The sequence below is a fragment of the Pseudomonas sp. NFACC05-1 genome, from assembly GCF_900100135.1.
Classification (GTDB): Bacteria; Pseudomonadota; Gammaproteobacteria; order Pseudomonadales; family Pseudomonadaceae; genus Aquipseudomonas; species Aquipseudomonas fluorescens_Q.
The window spans coordinates 67,696-84,524 of record NZ_FMTR01000009.1; the positions used below are offsets into that span (position 1 = coordinate 67,696).

The window sequence follows — 16,829 nt, forward strand, 5'->3', positions numbered from 1 at the left end:
TGTGGCGGCATTCTACAGAGGATCGCGCTGCTGTCAACCCTGGCCTCACAAAAAACTGTTCCGCTTCAAGCGGTTAGCCTTGGAGAAAGGCATTGTGACAGCGCTGTGACGCAGGCCCGGCAAGGGCTGAGCTCTATTGGCGGCTTCGTTGCGATTGATGAAGTAAATTTGTGTGGGCACTTTCGGCTCCCAACGAAGGATCTTTCAAACTACTGGTGCTATGTACAGGTGTCGGTGCGATACTGGTGGCCCGATTCGTCGCATACCCTGCTTCTTTATTTATGACGCAACGTAAGATCATTCATGTCGACTGTGACTGTTTCTATGCCGCTATCGAAATGCGCGATGACCCGCGGCTGGCCGGCAAGCCCTTGGCGGTGGGAGGCTCGGCGGATCGGCGGGGCGTGATTGCCACCTGTAACTACGAAGCGCGGGCCTATGGGGTGCGCTCGGCCATGTCCTCCGGCCACGCCTTGAAGCTTTGCCCGGACCTCACCATCGTCAAGCCACGAATGGATGCCTATCGGGAAGCGTCGAAGGAAATTCATACGATTTTCAGCGATTACACTGACCTGATCGAGCCGCTGTCGCTGGACGAGGCCTACCTGGACGTCTCCGCCAGCGCCCATTTCGGTGGCAGCGCCACGCGCATCGCCCAGGACATTCGCCGGCGGGTTTCCAACCAGTTGCACATCACGGTGTCGGCAGGCGTCGCGCCGAACAAGTTCCTGGCCAAGATCGCCAGCGACTGGAAGAAGCCCAACGGGTTGTTCGTCATCACCCCCGACCAAGTCGAGGATTTTGTCTCGGCCCTGCCGGTCAGCAAGCTTCACGGTGTTGGAAAGGTCACCGCCGATAAGCTGAACCGGCTTGGCATCGTCGATTGCCTGCAGTTGCGCCAATGGGACAAGTTGGCGCTGGTGCGCGAATTCGGCAGTTTCGGTGAGCGGCTCTGGAGCCTGGCTCGTGGGATCGATGAGCGGCTGGTGCACAACGACAGCCGACGGCAGTCCATCAGTGTGGAAAACACTTACGATGTCGACCTGCCTGACCTGGTGAGTTGCCTCGACAAGCTGCCGGAACTGATGGAAACCCTCAGCGGACGCATGGCGCGGATCGACAGCAGTTATCGACCGGGCAAGCCGTTCGTCAAAGTGAAATTCCACGACTTCACCCAGACCACACTGGAACAGGCCGGGGCAGGGCGGGACCTGGGCAGCTACCAGTTGCTGTTGACCCAGGCGTTCAACCGGGGCGGCAAGCCGGTGCGGTTATTGGGGATCGGGGTGCGGCTGGAGGATTTGCGCGGTGGGTTTGAGCAGTTGGAGTTGTTTGAGCGGTGAGGCTGTCGGTTGGCTGAATTCCTTGCCTTGCCTTGCCTTGCTCTTGTGGCGAGGGAGCTTGCTCCCGCTGGGCTGCGAAGCGGCCCTTGAATCTGCCGCCTCGGTGTGTCAGGTTCATTGAGTCAACCGCTATTGGGTCTGCTGCGCAGCCCAGCGGGAGCAAGCTCCCTCGCCACAAGAGAGGTTGACCAATCCAAGCTGGACTCAGTTGGCGCCAGGATCCGCCACCAACCGTCCACCATCCTTGGTCAGTGCTTTCAAAAACTCGGTTTGCAACTCCGGATCATTGCGGGTCAGTTCGATCAGGCTCTGTTCCAGTTCGCTGGCCTCTTCTTCAAGCCCCAGCTCCGACAGGCGCTTGACTCGATGCACCCATTGGCTCACCTCGTCATCTTCCAGGTCGTCGTAGATCAACGCGTGGGCTTCCAGCAGCTTGCTGCGCAGGGTGCTGCTGATGCTCAGGGATGAATCGGTGTGCACTTCGTCCTGGGCATCCGTCACGCTGATCTGCAATTTGCCGAATTGGCTCAGGTCCTGCTCGGCGAACGGGCTTTCCAGCAGGTTCAGGCGCAGCACGCCGTTACGGTCGGTGCTCAGCTCGAAGGTTTGCCGGGCGGCCTTGACCTCCACCGGGCGTTCGCTCCAAGGCAGGCTCGAGTGTTCCGTACGCTTGTCGCGCTGGACTTCGTCGATGCCCGCCAGGTTCTGCTGGGCGCGGCCATGGGAGGGGACGTTCATGAACGGGTTGAGCCCGGCGAAGCCATAGCTGATCCAGTCACGGGTCGCCGAGTCCGGCAGGTTGCCAAGGGCGAACACATTGACCACGTTCGCACCGACGCCGGCCACCACGGCCACCGCGCCCAGGGGAATCTCGTAGATCTCCCGCCAGGGTTGGTACGGCGTGTAGCGATCGTAATGACGAGTGACCTCGAACTCGGTGACTTCGAAGGTCTTCTGCTCATTGATGCGCACCCGACGCTGCGGCAGGTCGAGCACCTTGGGTTCGCCCACGTCGATTAGCAGGCTGTGGTCGAGCAATTTGCGCTCGATCCGCTCTTCGTGCTCGCTGCGTTGCGACATTTGGTTGGCACAGCCGCTGACCAGCAGGGCGCCGCACAGGGCGGCGCCACCGAGGCCTAAGGTGTTTCGCTTGAACATGACGTCTCTATCTGGTGTCAGCGGCGGATACGGGCCTGGAGGAACGACAGCACGTCGGCGACCGGCAGCGCTTGCGGCTCGGCTTCGGTGCGGCTCTTGTATTCCAGGTTGCCTTCGGCCAGGCCACGGTCACTGACGACGATCCGATGCGGGATGCCGATCAGTTCCATGTCCGCGAACTTGATGCCGGGGCTGGTTTTCTTGTCGCGGTCGTCCAGCAGCACTTCGAAGCCGGCGGCCGTCAGTTCGGCGTAGAGCTTGTCGGTGGCTTCGCGCACCAGGTCGGTTTCATAGCGCAGCGGAACCAGGGCAATCTGGAAAGGCGCCAGCGTGTCGCTCCAGATGATGCCTTTCTCGTCGTTGTTCTGCTCGATGGCGGCAGCTACCACGCGAGAAACACCGATGCCGTAGCAGCCCATTTCCAGGGTGACCGGCTTGCCGTTCTCGCCCAGTACTTCGCACTTCATCGCCTTGCTGTACTTGTTGCCCAGCTGGAAGATGTGCCCGACTTCGATACCGCGCTTGATTTCCAGGGTGCCCTTGCCGTCCGGGCTCGGGTCGCCGGCCACGACGTTGCGCAGGTCCGCGATGGTAGGAACCGGCAGGTCGCGTTCCCAGTTCACGCCGAAGTAGTGTTTGTCGTCGATGTTGGCGCCGATGGCGAAGTCGCTCATCAATGCCACCGAACGGTCGATGATGATCGGCAGCGGCAGGTTCAGCGGGCCGAGGGAACCGGCACCGGCGCCGATGGCGTCGCGCAGTTCGGCTTCGGTAGCCATGACCAGCGGGCTGGCGACGCCTGGCTGGTTGGCGGCCTTGATTTCGTTCAGCTCGTGGTCGCCACGGACGATCAGGGCAATCAGCTTGCCTTCCTCTTCGGCCCGCACGATCAGGGTCTTGATGGTGCGTTCAATTGGCAGGTCGTAGCCTTCCACCAGTTGGGCAATGGTCTTGGCGTTCGGCGTGTCCACCAGGCGCAGCTCTTCGGTCGGCGCGGCGCGGGAGGTTTCCCGTGGCACGGCTTCGGCTTTCTCGATGTTGGCGGCGTAGTCGGAGCCATTGCTGAAGACGATGTCGTCTTCGCCGGACTCGGCCAGTACGTGGAACTCGTGGGAGCCGGCACCGCCGATGGAGCCGTTGTCGGCTTCAACCGGACGGAATTTCAGGCCCAGACGGGTGAATACGTTGCAATATGCCTGGTGCATGCGGTCGTAGGTGACTTGCAGCGAGGCCAGGTCGGTGTGGAACGAGTAGGCGTCCTTCATGATGAATTCGCGACCGCGCATCAGGCCGAAGCGTGGACGGATTTCGTCACGGAATTTGGTCTGGATCTGATACAGGTTGATCGGCAGCTGCTTGTAGCTGCTCAACTCGTTGCGCATCAGGTCGGTGATCACTTCTTCGTGAGTCGGGCCTGCACAGAAGTCGCGACCGTGACGGTCTTTGATGCGCAGCAGCTCAGGGCCGTATTCTTCCCAGCGCCCCGATTCCTGCCACAGCTCGGCCGGTTGGGTGCCCGGCATCAACACTTCCAGGGAGCCGGCAGCGTCCATCTCTTCGCGAACGATGGCTTCAACCTTGCGCATGACCCGCAGGCCCATTGGCAGCCAGGTGTACAGGCCCGAGGCGAGTTTGCGGATCATGCCGGCACGCAGCATCAACTGATGGCTGATCACGACGGCGTCGGAAGGCGTTTCTTTCTGTGTGGCGAGCAAATATTGACTGGTGCGCATGGTTGGCCGTTGTCGGTTGCTGATGACGAGAAGTGACGGGGCATTGTACGGGCGAGATGCCCTGGCGTACAGGCGCGTGGCCGGTCGCCCGATGCGAACGCCGGTTTCCCCGGCGTTTTCTGACGTTTCCTACGACTCTTCCGCAGGTCGGGTGGGCGTCGGTTCGGCGGTGGGCGTCGAGCCCTGGCGACGGTTCTCCTGGAACCAGTGCAAGGCGATCAGCAGCAGGGTCGGAACGCCCAGCAACGCGGTGATCAGGAAGAAATTGTGATAGCCGAACTTCTCCACCATCACCCCTGAATAACCACCGATCAGGCGCGGCAGCAACAGCATGATCGAGCTGAGCAGGGCGTATTGGGTGGCGGAGAATTTCAGGTTGGTCAGGCTCGACAGGTAGGCGACGAACGCCGAAGTGGCCAGGCCGGAGCTGAAGTTGTCCAGGGAGATAGTGACAATCAGCATCTTCAGGTTGGCGCCCATGTCGGTGAGCATCAGGAAGAGGATGTTGGTGCCCGCCGAGGCGACACCGCCGATGAACAGGATGGGCAGGATGCCGAAACGTACGATCAGCAGGCCGCCCATGCCGGCGCCGACGAGGGTCATGATCAGCCCGAAAATCTTGCTGACGCTGGCGATCTGGTCCTTGGTGAACCCTTGGTCGATGTAGAACACGTTGGCCATGACACCCATGACGGTGTCAGACATGCGATAGGTTGCGATCAGTCCGAGCAGCAGCAGCGCCTGCCAGCGGTAACGCAGGATGAAATCGTTTACCGGCGTCAGCACCGGCGCTAATCCGCGGCGGCCCACGGCCGACAGGCACAGGGCGGTCAGGATGATATAGAGGATGGCCCGCAGGAACGCGCGGTCTTCGAGCAGCAGGTCAAGCAGGCTGACGCCCTCGAACAGCACGCTGGCGAAGTCGGTGTTGTAGAGCTGGGTGAACATCGCCGGGACAGACACCAGCAGCACGATCAGTACGAACACCGACGCCAGTTGATGGGCGAACGAGTAGCGTCCGGCCTGCAGTTGGGTGCGCAGAGGCACCGGCGGTTCGCGCATGAACAGCGAGGTAAGCAACGCCGGGACCATCAATACGCCGAACAGCAGGTAAGTGCCGGCCCAGGCCGAGTGTTTGTAGCTGAAGCCAGTGGAGCCAAACCCTTCGGCGAAAAACAGCGCGCCAGCAGTGGCCAGCAGTGCCGCGATGCGGTAGCCGGACATGTAGCTGGCGGCGAGGGCGGCCTGGCGGGTGTCGTCGGCGATCTCCAGGCGATAGGCGTCGACGGCGATGTCCTGCGTTGCAGAGGCGAAGGCCACGATGACGGCGATGGCGATCAACCATGACAGGTGTTTCTGTGGGTCGCAGAACCCCATGCCGATCAGGCCGAGGATTACTAGGCCTTGGGAGAGCACCAGCCATGAACGCCGACGCCCGAGTTTACCCAGCAACGGCAGGCGCCATTGGTCGAGCAGCGGCGACCAGACCCATTTAAAGGCATACGCCAGGCCGATCAGGCTCGCGTAGCCGATGGTTTCGCGGGCCACACCGGCTTCGCGCAACCAGACCGAAAGTGTGGAAAACACTAGCATGTACGGCAAGCCGGCGGCGAAGCCAAGCAGCAACAGCACGAGCGTCGAGGGACTGGCATAGGCGGCGAGGGCGGCGCGCCAGGTTTTACGGGGCATGGGCTGGAGTCTGCCTCAAAAATTGCGAAAACAAAGCGCGCACTCTAACCGCTGTGCTCTACCGGGCGCCAGCCATGGCGCTGAATATCAACACGATTGTTCAGGACACTGATGCCTTCCATGCGCAGGCGTGCGCGCTGTTCATCCCCTGAGGCGCTGCCCGCCGGTAGGCTGATCCGACCGCCGGCACCCAATACCCGATGCCAGGGCAGCTTCGTGTCGTTCGGCAACTGGCTGAGAGTCCGCCCGACCCAGCGCGCCGCGCGGCCCAGGCCGGCCATTTCAGCCAGTTGGCCATAGGTGACGACCTTGCCCGCCGGCACTTGTGCCAGGGTCAGGTAAAGGGTCGTGCGGCGGATCTGGGCGGCGTTCTCGGTGTCCGTTGGGGTGTCAGTCACGTAAAGGTTCCTGAATGAGGTGTCCGTCTGTAGATTAATTCCTACGAGGCGGGTTGAGAAATGAACTCATCCGCCCTACATGGGTCAGTCCTTGCTGAGGTGTCATCCTGGGGGATAATGCCGCCTTTTCACTGAAAACTTGAGCCCATTATCGCTTATGTTGTCTAGAACCCTGTTGTGCCTAGCTGTTACCAGCGCCTCCATGCCCTTGCTTGCCGATACCGTCTGGTTGAAGAACGGTGACAAGCTGACCGGTAAAATCACCGTTTTCGATGGCGGCAAGTTGCTGATCCAGACTGATTACGCTGGCGCGATTCCCATCGACTGGAAACAGGTCAAAACCCTCGAAAGCGACCAGCAATTGCTGGTCAAGCAGGATGCCTACACTGGCGAGAAAGCCAAGGCGCTGCAGGCCGCCGAGGATGGCAAGGTCACCTTGGCCAACGGTGATGCGCCCAAGACCGTTGATCTGGCCAGCATCCAGCAGATCCTCAAGCCCAAGCCGGTGGTCGAGGACCTGGTGTGGAAAGGCAACATCGATGCCGCGCTGGATTACCAGCGTGCGGAAAACGATACCGACGATTACGACATCGACTTCAAGACCTCGGCTCGCCACGGCAGATGGCGGCACACCGCCGAGGGTGAATACAACCGTGAGTTCCAGGACGATGTGGTTTCCGCCGATAACTGGCGCCTGGAATATTCCCTCGACCGGTTCCTGACGGACAAATGGTTCTGGCAAGGCCGCCTGAACTACAAGCGTGACAAAGTCGAAGACCTGGCGCGCCAGCGCGTGGTGGGTACCGGTCCGGGTTATCAGTTCTGGGATGACGAGCTGGGCGCGTTCTCGCTGGGTTCGCTGTTGAACCGCACCGACTATGAATACCGCGACGGCGGTAAGGACAACTTCTATTCCGTCGCCATGAAATGGGACTACAACCGCTACCTGATTGGCAAGCGCGTCGAGTTCTTCACCAATGGCGAAGTGGGCAAGCCGCTGTCCGACGTGGCGGATTATGCCTACGACGCCGAGGTGGGGCTGCGCTACAAGGTCACCGATTGGGCGTCGCTCAACCTCAAGGCTGAGAAGGATGTCATCGAGGGCACTGAAGACAGTGACTTGAGCAAGACGCGGTACACGGCAGGGTTTGGCGTGACCTGGTAATTCGGGCTCACCCACACACACCTGTGGGAGCGAGCTTGCTCCCACAGTTTTTTTGTGCCCTGGGAAAAACACCCAGGCACAAAAAAGCCCCGCTTTTGAGGGCGGGGCCTTTTACTAAAGCAAGGACAAGTTAGATAACTTGAACTTCTTCAGCTTGCATGCCTTTCTGACCGCGGGTAGCGATGAAAGAAACCTGTTGGCCTTCTTTCAGGCTTTTGAAGCCGTCGGATTGGATAGCTTTGAAGTGAACGAACAGATCGTCACCGGATTGTGGGGTGATGAAGCCGAAGCCTTTTTCATCGTTGAACCACTTAACGGTACCGGTTTGGCGATTAGACATGGTGTAACTCCTTGAACAAAGATAACTGCGACTCAGGAAGAACCCTGGCCGAGACTGAGTGCAAAGAGCAGGAAAAATTCTTGTAGATGGTTGGATCGAAATTCAACATATCGTGTAGAGATTCTCAGTGACACAAGCAGCACAGTGGCGCCACCTTAACCCTTTTTCCAGAATGTGCCAATGGTCTTTGCGAAGGTTTCTCTTATTTGGTGACTGACGGCGCGGGCGATGGCCGGCAGGACCCGGAAATCAAGGCGGATCGGCGAGATTTGCGTGCCGCGCTTTGAACTCGGACCCGTGCCCCAGTAAGATGCCGGACGTATTTTTTCCACCTCGCTATTTCAGGAAACCGCCATGAGCATCAAATCGGACAAGTGGATTCGCCGCATGGCGCAAGAGCACGGCATGATCGAGCCCTTCGTCGAACGCCAGATGCGTGGCGAAGGCGCCGACCGGCTGATCTCCTTCGGTGTCTCCAGCTACGGCTACGACGTGCGCTGCGCCGACGAATTCAAGGTGTTCACCAATATCAACTCGGCCACCGTCGACCCGAAGAACTTCGACGAAAAGAGCTTCGTCGACGTTAAAAGCGACGTTTGCATCATCCCGCCGAACTCCTTCGCCCTGGCCCGTACCGTCGAGTACTTCCGCATCCCGCGCAACGTGCTGACCATCTGCCTGGGCAAGAGCACCTACGCCCGTTGCGGCATCATCGTCAACGTCACGCCGCTGGAACCCGAGTGGGAAGGTCACGTGACCCTGGAGTTCTCCAACACCACGACCTTGCCGGCGAAAATCTACGCCAACGAAGGTGTGGCGCAGATGCTGTTCCTGGAATCCGATGAAGAGTGCGAAGTGTCCTACAAGGATCGTGGCGGCAAATACCAGGGCCAGCGCGGTGTGACCCTGCCGCGTACCTGAATCTGACGAGCTGTTGGAATTCCTGGGCGGGCAGACACTCTATTGCGTGTACTGCCCGTTTTTGTGTGTCAGCGCAGCGGGCCTTCGCTCAGGAGTTGCTCTATGAAGATCGATCCGCGAATCAGTGCCGAACTGGCAAGGCTTGAGCCCAATCAGATCGGCGTCATGGCCTGGTCATTGCTGGCCCATCCTGTCGAAGCGGCGGGCGGCATCCCTGGCCAGCCTGATCCCGACACCCCCAACGAACAACCTACCGAACCCGGCGAGCCTACGCTGCCGGATGAGCCGCCTCCTGCGCCTGTGGCATGACATCAGCTGCAAGTTGCGAGCTGCAAGCTGCAAGTTGAGACACCTAGCCTTGGCTTGAAGCTTGAAGCTTTCAACTGACAGGCCATATTTCGTTATCGCCGATGACAAAAATCCTGCAATCGCTGCCCTGCTCGACCCGGTAACCGCCCGTGAACGCACCGAAGGCCGGCAGCAGGCTGATCTCGCTGCCCAGCCGAAAGCAGGCCAGGCGAAGGCGTTGCCGGCCCTTGCCGCTCAGGTGGTAGACCGGGTGCACGTGACCGGCCAGCACATGGCGGCTGGGATGTGGGGCAGGCTCGTGTTGCACGGCGAAAGGGCCCAGAAGCAACGGCTCCGGTACGACGCGAATGTTCAGCGCTGGCGGTGGGTCACCGGCGCGTTTGTCGTGGTTGCCACGAATCAGCGTCATGGCCAGGTGCGGATGTCGCACACGCCAATCGGAAAGTGCCTTCAAGGTGCCGGGCGCATGAGAGCCGGGACCGTGGAGAAAATCCCCGAGAAAAATCAACTGTCGGCATGGCAGGCTGGCCAGCAACGCATCCAGCACGGCGATGTTGCTGGCGGTGGTGCCGTGGGGCACCGGTTGCCCGAGGCTGCGATAGGCGGCGGCCTTGCCGAAATGAACATCGGCCACCATCAGGGTTTCCTGGGCGGGCCAGTACACGGCTTTTTCCGGGAGCAACCAGAGTTCTTCGCCGGCCAGGCTGACGGGGTAAGGCGCTGGCATCAGGTGTCACCGCGATCGGCAGTCTTTTCCAGTTCGCTGACCATCCGCCGGATGCGGTCGGCGAGCTTTTCCGAACTCATGCTTTCCCGGAATCGCTCCACCAGCAGCGGAAACCCGAGCGGGGTGGGGCGCTTGATCACGTGCAGGTCCAGCTTCAAGGTATTGAGGCGTTGCAAGGTCTGCTCCAGTCGACGGATATCCAATTCTTCGCGCAAGACTTCCTCCCCGGCCTGGGCCAGCAAGAGATTGTCGGCGTCGTATTGCTTGAACACCTGGAAGAACAATCCGCTGGACGCCTGGACTTGCCGGGTGCTTTTCGGTGCGCCGGGATAGCCGGCAAAGACCAGTCCGGCGATCCGGGCGATTTCGCGAAAACGCCTCAGGGCCAATTCCCCGGCGTTCAGGCTCGCAAGTACGTCGGTCAGCAGGTGATCGACGCTCAGCAGGCCGGGGGTCAGGTATTGCGACCAATCCACTGCCGTGGCGCTGAGCAGTTCCAGGCCGTAATCGTTGACCGCAATGGAAAACGTCAGTGGCTGTTGCTGGCTGACACGCCAGGCCAGCAGGCTGGCCAGGCCCAGATGAACCTGGCGACCGGCAAACGGGTAGAGGAACAGGTGCCAGCCCTCCCGGGACTTGAGAGCTTCGGCCAGCAATGTGCTCTGCGTGGGCAAACCGGACCAGCGTTGTTGAGTCAAGAGCAGGGGCTGCACGGCGTGCATCTCTGGGCCCTCGAAGCGGCCCGAGGCGGCTTCGCTCAAACGGGCCACGACGGCGGCGGCCAATTCGCTGGAGAGCGGCATGCGCCCGCCGTTCCAGCGCGGCACAGCGGCCTTCTTGGCCTGGCTGCGTCGCACGTAGGCGGTCATGTCCTCGACCCGGACCAATTCCAGCAAACGCCCGGCGAACAGGAAACCGTCACCGGGGCGCAGGCGGGCGATGAAGCCTTCCTCTACGCTGCCCAGGGTCTTGCCGCCCCCGCCTTTGCTCCAGAACTTCAATTGCAGGCTGGCATCGCTGACGATGGTGCCGATGCTCATGCGGTGACGCCGGGCCAGGCGTGCGTCAGGCACTCGCCAGATCCCGTGTTCGTCCGGTTCGACGCGTCGATAATCGGGGTAGGCGGTCAATGACAGGCCGCCATGGCGCACAAACGCCAGGGCCCAGGCCCATTCGGCCGGGTTGAGGTCGCGGTAGGCCCAGGCACCTCGCACTTCCTCGAACAATTCGGCGGGAACGAAGCCACCACCCAGGGCCATGCTCACCAAGTGCTGCACCAGCACATCCAGCGGCTTGCGGGGCGATTCGCGCGGTTCGATGCGCCGTTGGGCCACGGCGTCCTGCGCGGCGGCGGCCTCGATCAATTCCAGGCTGTGGGTCGGCACCAGCGTCACCCGCGAGGTCCGGCCCGGTGCGTGGCCGGAGCGCCCGGCCCGTTGCATCAGCCGGGCTACGCCCTTGGCCGAGCCAATCTGCAGCACCCGTTCCACTGGCAGGAAGTCCACCCCCAGGTCCAGGCTGGACGTGCAGACCACCGCTTTGAGCTGGCCGTTCTTCAATGCCTGTTCCACCCAATCCCGGGTGTCACGCGACAGCGAGCTATGGTGCAGGGCGATCAACCCGGCCCAATCGGGCCGCGTCTCAAGCAGCGCCTGATACCAGATTTCCGACTGTGCCCGGGTGTTGGTGAAGACCAGGCAGCTGCTGCTGGCGTCGATTTCGGCCACGACCCGGGGCAGCATTTTCAGGCCGATGTGCCCGGCCCAGGGGAAACGTTCGAGGGTCGGGGGTAACAGTGTGTCGACCCGCAGCGCCTTGCCATCGACTCCCTGCACGCTGATTCCGTTGCCTTGCGGGATCAATACCTGTCCGGCGTGGGCCTGGTTGCCCAGGGTCGCGGACACGCCCCAGACGATGAGTTCGGGATGCCAGTGCCGCAAGCGCGCCAGGGCCAGTTGCAATTGCACGCCACGTTTGTTGCCGAGCAACTCGTGCCATTCATCCACCACGACCATGCGCAGGGTCGAGACGGCGGTATGCGCATCGGCCCGGGCGAGGATCAGGGTCAGGCTTTCGGGGGTGGTGATCAGCGCGGTGGGCAGGCGCCGGCCCTGGCGGGCGCGTTCGTTGGCGCTGGTATCGCCGGTGCGCAGGCCGACACTCCAAGGCACTTGCAGGTCTGCCAGGGGCGCTTCGAGGGCTTTGCCGGTGTCGGCCGCCAATGCGCGCATCGGCGTGATCCACAGGACGGTCAGCGGTTCGGCCGGCGGTTTGCGTTTGCGCGGTTTATCCAGCGGCGGTGCCGGTCGAGCGAAACGGTTGAGGGCGGCTAACCACACGGCATAGGTTTTGCCGGCACCGGTACTGGCATGCAGCAGCCCGGACTCCCCCCGCTTGACCGCGGCCCAGACCTGCTTCTGAAAGACGAACGGCTTCCAGCCGCGGGCATCGAACCACTGTTTCGCGAAATTATTGGATGTCGCCATGCCTGCCGCGTGCGCCCTGAAAGTCCTTCTTCAGTGACCACGGTGGGAGGTGAAAGGTTTTAAAAAACCTGTGGCGAGGGGATTTATCCCCGCTGGGCTGCGAAGCAGCCCCAAAAAGCTCAAGAATAATTTGCCAGACGCACCGAGGCGATCAACTGAGGGGCTGCTTCAGCCCAACGGGGATAAATCCCCTCGCCACAGATAAATCCCCTCGCCACAAGAGCAGTACCTGGCCCCTCAATTCAGGTGTGCCGAGCTTTATTTCAGGTTGCCACTGAGGAACTGCTTGAGCCGTTCACTGGTGGGATTGCCCAGCACGTCTTCCGGTGCGCCTTCTTCTTCCACCAGGCCCTGGTGCAGGAACAGCACCTGGTTCGAGACCTTGCGGGCGAAGCTCATTTCGTGGGTCACCATGATCATGGTCCGGCCCTCTTCGGCCAGGCCCTGGATCACCTTCAGCACTTCGCCCACCAGCTCCGGGTCCAAGGCCGAAGTGGGTTCGTCGAACAGCATCACCTCCGGTTCCATCGCCAGGGCACGGGCAATGGCCACGCGCTGTTGCTGGCCGCCGGAGAGGAAAGCCGGGTACTGCTCGGCAACCCGCGCCGGCAGGCCGACCTTGTCGAGATAACGACGCGCACGGTCGTCGGCTTCCTGCTTGCTCACGCCCAACACCCGGCGCGGCGCCATGGTGATGTTTTCCAGCACGGTCATGTGGCTCCACAGGTTGAAGTGTTGGAACACCATGGCCAGGCGCGTGCGGATACGTTGCAGTTCGTCGGCGTCGGCCACGTGCATGCCGTGGCGGTCCTTGATCATCTGGATCGGCTGGCCGTCCAGGCTCATGGCGCCGTCGTTGGGTTGTTCCAGGAAGTTGATGCAGCGCAAAAAGGTACTTTTGCCTGAGCCGCTGGCGCCAATGAGGCTGATGACGTCGCCGGTCTTGGCCTTGAGCGAAACGCCCTTGAGCACTTCATGTTCGCCATAGCTTTTATGCAGGCCTTCGATGGTCAGTTTGTACATGGAGCATGCATCCTCAAGGCGAAAGTAGGTAGCCGCTGCGATAGGCTTCGGTGCCGGCGACATGGGCGATCACCATGCCGGCCGTGGCCATGCGGCGCAGCGAACGGGCGTAGAGCAGCCCGGCGTTACGGCAATGAACGGGGGTGACGGTGTCGTTGACCGGATCGATGACTTCCGCGATCAACTGCCCTGCCTCCAGGTATTCGCCGGGCAGGGCGCTGTAGACCAGCAACCCACCCACGGGCGTCGCCACCGGCTCGACAGCGGCCAGCGGCGTGGCCGGGTAGGGCAGCTCGGGCATGGGCATCGGTTCGCCGTCGATGGCGCCGAAACGGATCAGGTATTCGATCAAGGCCTGGCAGTCCAGGCTCGCCAGCCCGTGGTTGACGTCACCCTGGCCACGCAACTCCACGGTGACCGAAAAACTGCCCAGGGGAATCTCGAAGCGTTCGCCGAAGCGTTCTTTGAGTTGCCACCAGAGCAGGGTGAAGCATTCATCGAACGACTGGCCGCCCGAATCGGTCGCCAGCAGGCAGGCTTCGGCGCCGATGTAGCGGGCCAGCGGTTCGACTTGTGGCCAGGCTTCGGGTGTGGTGTAGAGGTGGGCCACGGCTTCGAAGTCGCAATGCAGGTCCAGCACCATGTCGGCGTCGCAGGCCAGCCGTTGCAGGGCCAGGCGCAGGGATTGCAATTGCGTGCCTGGGGACTGCCGGGCGAGGGCGTCGCGCAGGCGGGTGCGGATCAGCATCAGGTTGTGCTGCGGATCGTCGGTGAGCAGGTCCTGGATTTCGTTGCCGATCTCTTCGCTCAGGTCGACGAAGCGGCGGTTGAAGTTCTGCCCGCTCTCGGTTTCGTAGCGGCCCAGGGGCACGTCCATCAGCACTTGTTCGAGGCCGATGGGGTTGGCGACGGGCACCAGCACGATCTCGTGGCGCAGGTGGCCCGACGCTTCGAGTTCGGCCAGGCGCTGCTTGAGGTGCCAGGCGACCAGCATGCCCGGCAGTTCATCGGCGTGCAGGGACGACTGGATATAGATTTTGCCGACGGCTTTTTCCGGGCCGAAGTGGAAGCTGTGGATCTTGCGTGCGGTCCCCGGTACCGGGGCCAGCAGGTCATGGATCTGGTGGCGCATTTGCGTGTGTGTCCTGGAACGGAAGCCCTAGTGAGTCGGCCCGAGAAAGGCCAACCAGCGGCGTTCGGCGAGGCGGAAGAGGCCCACCAGTGCAAAGGTGACGGTCAGGTAGATCAACGCGGCGATCCCGAACGACTGGAACGTCAGGAACGTCGCCGAGTTGGCGTCCCGGGCCACTTTCAGCACGTCTGGAACGGTAGCGGTGAACGCCACGGTCGTCGAGTGCAGCATCAAGATGACTTCGTTGCTGTAATACGGCAGCGAGCGCCGCAGCGCCGACGGCATGATCACGTAGGTGTACAGCTTCCAACCGGTCAGGCCGTAGGCCTTGGCCGCCTCGACTTCGCCATGGTTCATGCTGCGAATCGCCCCGGCGAAAATTTCCGTGGTGTAGGCGCAGGTGTTCAAGGCGAAGGCCAGGATCGTGCAGTTCATCGCATCGCGAAAGAAACTGTCGAGCAGCGGCTGGGCGCGCACCGCCGCGATGCTGTAGATGCCGGTATAGCAGATCAGCAGTTGGATATAGAGCGGTGTGCCACGGAACAGGTAGGTGTAGAACTGCACCGGCCAGCGGACGTAGAACTTGGGTGAAACCCGGGCGATGGACAGCGGGATCGATACCAGGAAACCGATCAGCAGCGAGGCGCTGAGCAGCCACAGGGTCATGGCCAGGCCCGTGACGTTGACACCATCGCTGTAAAGGAATGGCCGCCAGTACTCTTGCAGAAGTTCGATCATCGCACCGCCTCCCGGGCTCCAGCGGCGTAGCGGCGTTCAAGCCAGCGCAGGATGAAATTGGACGCGCTGGTGATCAGCAGATAAATCAGCGCCGCCAGCACCAGGAAGTAGAACAACTGGTAGGTGCTCTTGCCCGCATCCTGGGCCGCCTTGACCAGGTCGGCCAGGCCGATGATCGACACCAGCGCGGTAGCCTTGAGCATCACCATCCAGTTGTTGCCGATACCCGGCAGGGCAAAGCGCATCATTTGTGGAAACACCACGTAGCGAAAGCGCTGGCCACGCTTGAGGCCATACGCAGTGGCGGCTTCGACCTGGCCTCGGGGGACCGAGAGGATCGCACCGCGAAAGGTTTCGGTGAAGTACGCGCCATAGATGAAGCCCAGGGTGATCACCCCGGCGCCGAATGGGTCGATCTCGATGTATTCCCATTCCATGAAGTCGGTAAGCGAGGTCAGCCAGGTTTGCAGGCTGTAGAAGATCAGCAGCATCAGCACCAGGTCCGGCACGCCGCGGATCAGCGTGGTGTAGAGCTGGGCAGGGATTCGCAGCAGTTTGACGCTGGACAGCTTGGCACTGGCGCCCAGCAGGCCGAGCAAGACGCTCAACAACAAAGACAGGGCCGATAGCTTGATGGTCATCCAGGTGCCTTGCATCAGCAGCGGGCCAAAGCCCTGCAGGCTGAAGGCGGAGAGCCCCAGATTTTGTAGGAGTTGTTCGAACATGGAAGAAAGCCTTTGGCAGGAGAAAAGCGCCCATCCGAGACCGGATGGGCGCAGCGCATTATTTGCCGCTGTACAGATTCAGATCGCCAAAGTGTTTTTTCTGGATCTCGGCGTATTTGCCGTCGTCGTGTAACGCTTTGATACCTTTATCCAAAAGTGCCTTCAGCTCACTGTTACCTTTCTTGATACCAATCGCGGTCTTGGAGGGCAGCAATTCGCTGTCCACTGGCTTGCTGACTTCATAACCTTCGCCTTTTGGCGACTTCAGGAAGCCCAGCTCGGCCTGGAGCATGTCCTGGATCGCCGCGTCGAGGCGACCCGAGGTCAGGTCGGCGTAGACCTGGTCCTGGTTCTGGTAGGCCTGGGTCTTGACGCCGGCCTTGTCCAGCACGGCCTTGGCGTAGGCTTCCTGGATGGTGCCTTGCTCGTAGCCGACGGTCTTGCCTTTGAGCGAGGCAACGTCTTCGCTCAGGCCCGAGCCTTTCTTGAAGACATAGGCCGTTGGGCCGGAGAACAGCTCGCTGGAAAAGTCGATGGCTTTTTCGCGGGCCGGGGTAACGGTCATGGAGGAGATCACGCCGTCGAATTTATTAGCCTTGAGGCCCGGGATCATGCCGTCGAAATCACTTTCGACCCATTTGCATTTGACCTTCAGCTCTGCGCAGATCGCGTTGCCCAGATCGATGTCGAAACCGACCAGGCTGCCGTCGGCGGCTTTGGACTCAAACGGGGCGTAGGAAGGGTCGACACCAAAACGCAGTTCCTTGTATTCCTTGGCCGTGGCGACGCCAGCAGCCATGCACAACGCCAGTGCAGAAAGGGTCAGCAGTGCTTTTTTCATTATTCAATCCCTAAAACCAATATGAGCGCTTGTGGCGCGTAAGTATTGTTACCGGTGAAGGCGAGAACGGTATGACGGCATAAAGGTAGCAATTTCCGAAC

The 16,829-nt window shown here is 61.2% G+C and carries 16 protein-coding genes; 4 read left to right on the forward strand and 12 right to left on the reverse strand.

Going from position 1 to position 16,829, the window contains the following annotated elements; all coding sequences use genetic code 11:
- The first annotated feature begins 281 nt into the window (after positions 1-281).
- Positions 282-1,343 carry a DNA polymerase IV gene (dinB, locus tag BLO97_RS15745; protein ID WP_063322700.1) on the forward strand — a complete coding sequence of 354 codons (1,062 nt, stop codon included), beginning with the start codon at positions 282-284 and terminating at the stop codon, positions 1,341-1,343.
- A 204-nt stretch (positions 1,344-1,547) separates the two neighbouring features.
- Here dinB and BLO97_RS15750 read toward each other — a convergent pair whose 3' ends face one another.
- The 4 genes from BLO97_RS15750 to BLO97_RS15765 form a co-directional block, all read right to left on the reverse strand.
- Positions 1,548-2,501: a hypothetical protein gene (locus tag BLO97_RS15750; protein ID WP_092144156.1), complete on the reverse strand. Its 954-nt coding sequence runs from the start codon at positions 2,499-2,501 to the stop codon at positions 1,548-1,550.
- Between the two features lie 17 nt (positions 2,502-2,518).
- Complete coding sequence (locus tag BLO97_RS15755) at positions 2,519-4,234, reverse strand: proline--tRNA ligase (RefSeq protein WP_092223206.1); 1,716 nt, start codon at positions 4,232-4,234, stop codon at positions 2,519-2,521.
- 129 nt (positions 4,235-4,363) lie between these two features.
- A complete protein-coding gene (locus BLO97_RS15760) occupies positions 4,364-5,923 on the reverse strand; it encodes an AmpG family muropeptide MFS transporter (RefSeq protein WP_092144160.1) in 1,560 nt (519 codons plus the stop codon).
- A 44-nt stretch (positions 5,924-5,967) separates the two neighbouring features.
- On the reverse strand, positions 5,968-6,321 hold the full coding sequence (locus BLO97_RS15765) for an MGMT family protein (RefSeq protein WP_063322696.1): 354 nt from the start codon (positions 6,319-6,321) through the stop codon (positions 5,968-5,970).
- 157 nt (positions 6,322-6,478) lie between these two features.
- Between BLO97_RS15765 and BLO97_RS15770 the strand changes: the two genes are divergently transcribed.
- Positions 6,479-7,486: a DUF481 domain-containing protein gene (locus tag BLO97_RS15770; protein WP_092144162.1), complete on the forward strand. Its 1,008-nt coding sequence runs from the start codon at positions 6,479-6,481 to the stop codon at positions 7,484-7,486.
- Positions 7,487-7,616: 130 nt separating this feature from the next.
- Here BLO97_RS15770 and BLO97_RS15775 read toward each other — a convergent pair whose 3' ends face one another.
- Positions 7,617-7,826 (reverse strand): cold-shock protein, encoded by a 210-nt coding sequence (locus tag BLO97_RS15775; protein WP_002554837.1) that lies wholly within the window; start codon positions 7,824-7,826, stop codon positions 7,617-7,619.
- A 354-nt stretch (positions 7,827-8,180) separates the two neighbouring features.
- Here BLO97_RS15775 and dcd point away from each other — a divergent pair, with 354 nt between their 5' ends.
- A complete protein-coding gene (gene dcd, locus BLO97_RS15780; protein ID WP_003184751.1) occupies positions 8,181-8,747 on the forward strand; it encodes a dCTP deaminase in 567 nt (188 codons plus the stop codon).
- A 102-nt stretch (positions 8,748-8,849) separates the two neighbouring features.
- Positions 8,850-9,056: a hypothetical protein gene (locus BLO97_RS15785; protein ID WP_003184748.1), complete on the forward strand. Its 207-nt coding sequence runs from the start codon at positions 8,850-8,852 to the stop codon at positions 9,054-9,056.
- A gap of 70 nt (positions 9,057-9,126) precedes the next feature.
- Here BLO97_RS15785 and pdeM read toward each other — a convergent pair whose 3' ends face one another.
- The 7 genes from pdeM to BLO97_RS15820 form a co-directional block, all read right to left on the reverse strand.
- Entirely contained in the window at positions 9,127-9,783 is a 657-nt protein-coding gene (pdeM, locus tag BLO97_RS15790; RefSeq protein WP_063322694.1) for a ligase-associated DNA damage response endonuclease PdeM, read from the reverse strand.
- Positions 9,783-12,269, reverse strand: coding sequence for a ligase-associated DNA damage response DEXH box helicase (locus BLO97_RS15795; RefSeq protein WP_092223204.1), 2,487 nt, complete (start codon positions 12,267-12,269; stop codon positions 9,783-9,785). Before BLO97_RS15795 ends, pdeM begins: the two co-directional genes overlap by 1 nt.
- Before the next feature lie 258 nt (positions 12,270-12,527).
- Positions 12,528-13,292, reverse strand: coding sequence for an ABC transporter ATP-binding protein (locus tag BLO97_RS15800; RefSeq protein ID WP_053118987.1), 765 nt, complete (start codon positions 13,290-13,292; stop codon positions 12,528-12,530).
- A gap of 13 nt (positions 13,293-13,305) precedes the next feature.
- A complete protein-coding gene (locus tag BLO97_RS15805) occupies positions 13,306-14,424 on the reverse strand; it encodes a succinylglutamate desuccinylase/aspartoacylase family protein (protein WP_092144166.1) in 1,119 nt (372 codons plus the stop codon).
- Positions 14,425-14,451: 27 nt separating this feature from the next.
- Entirely contained in the window at positions 14,452-15,162 is a 711-nt protein-coding gene (locus tag BLO97_RS15810; RefSeq protein WP_092144168.1) for an ABC transporter permease, read from the reverse strand.
- Positions 15,159-15,887, reverse strand: a complete 729-nt coding sequence (locus tag BLO97_RS15815) for an ABC transporter permease (protein WP_092346735.1) — start codon at positions 15,885-15,887, stop codon at positions 15,159-15,161. Before BLO97_RS15815 ends, BLO97_RS15810 begins: the two co-directional genes overlap by 4 nt.
- A gap of 58 nt (positions 15,888-15,945) precedes the next feature.
- Positions 15,946-16,728 carry a transporter substrate-binding domain-containing protein gene (locus BLO97_RS15820; RefSeq protein WP_092144170.1) on the reverse strand — a complete coding sequence of 261 codons (783 nt, stop codon included), beginning with the start codon at positions 16,726-16,728 and terminating at the stop codon, positions 15,946-15,948.
- Between the last annotated feature and the right edge of the window lie 101 nt (positions 16,729-16,829).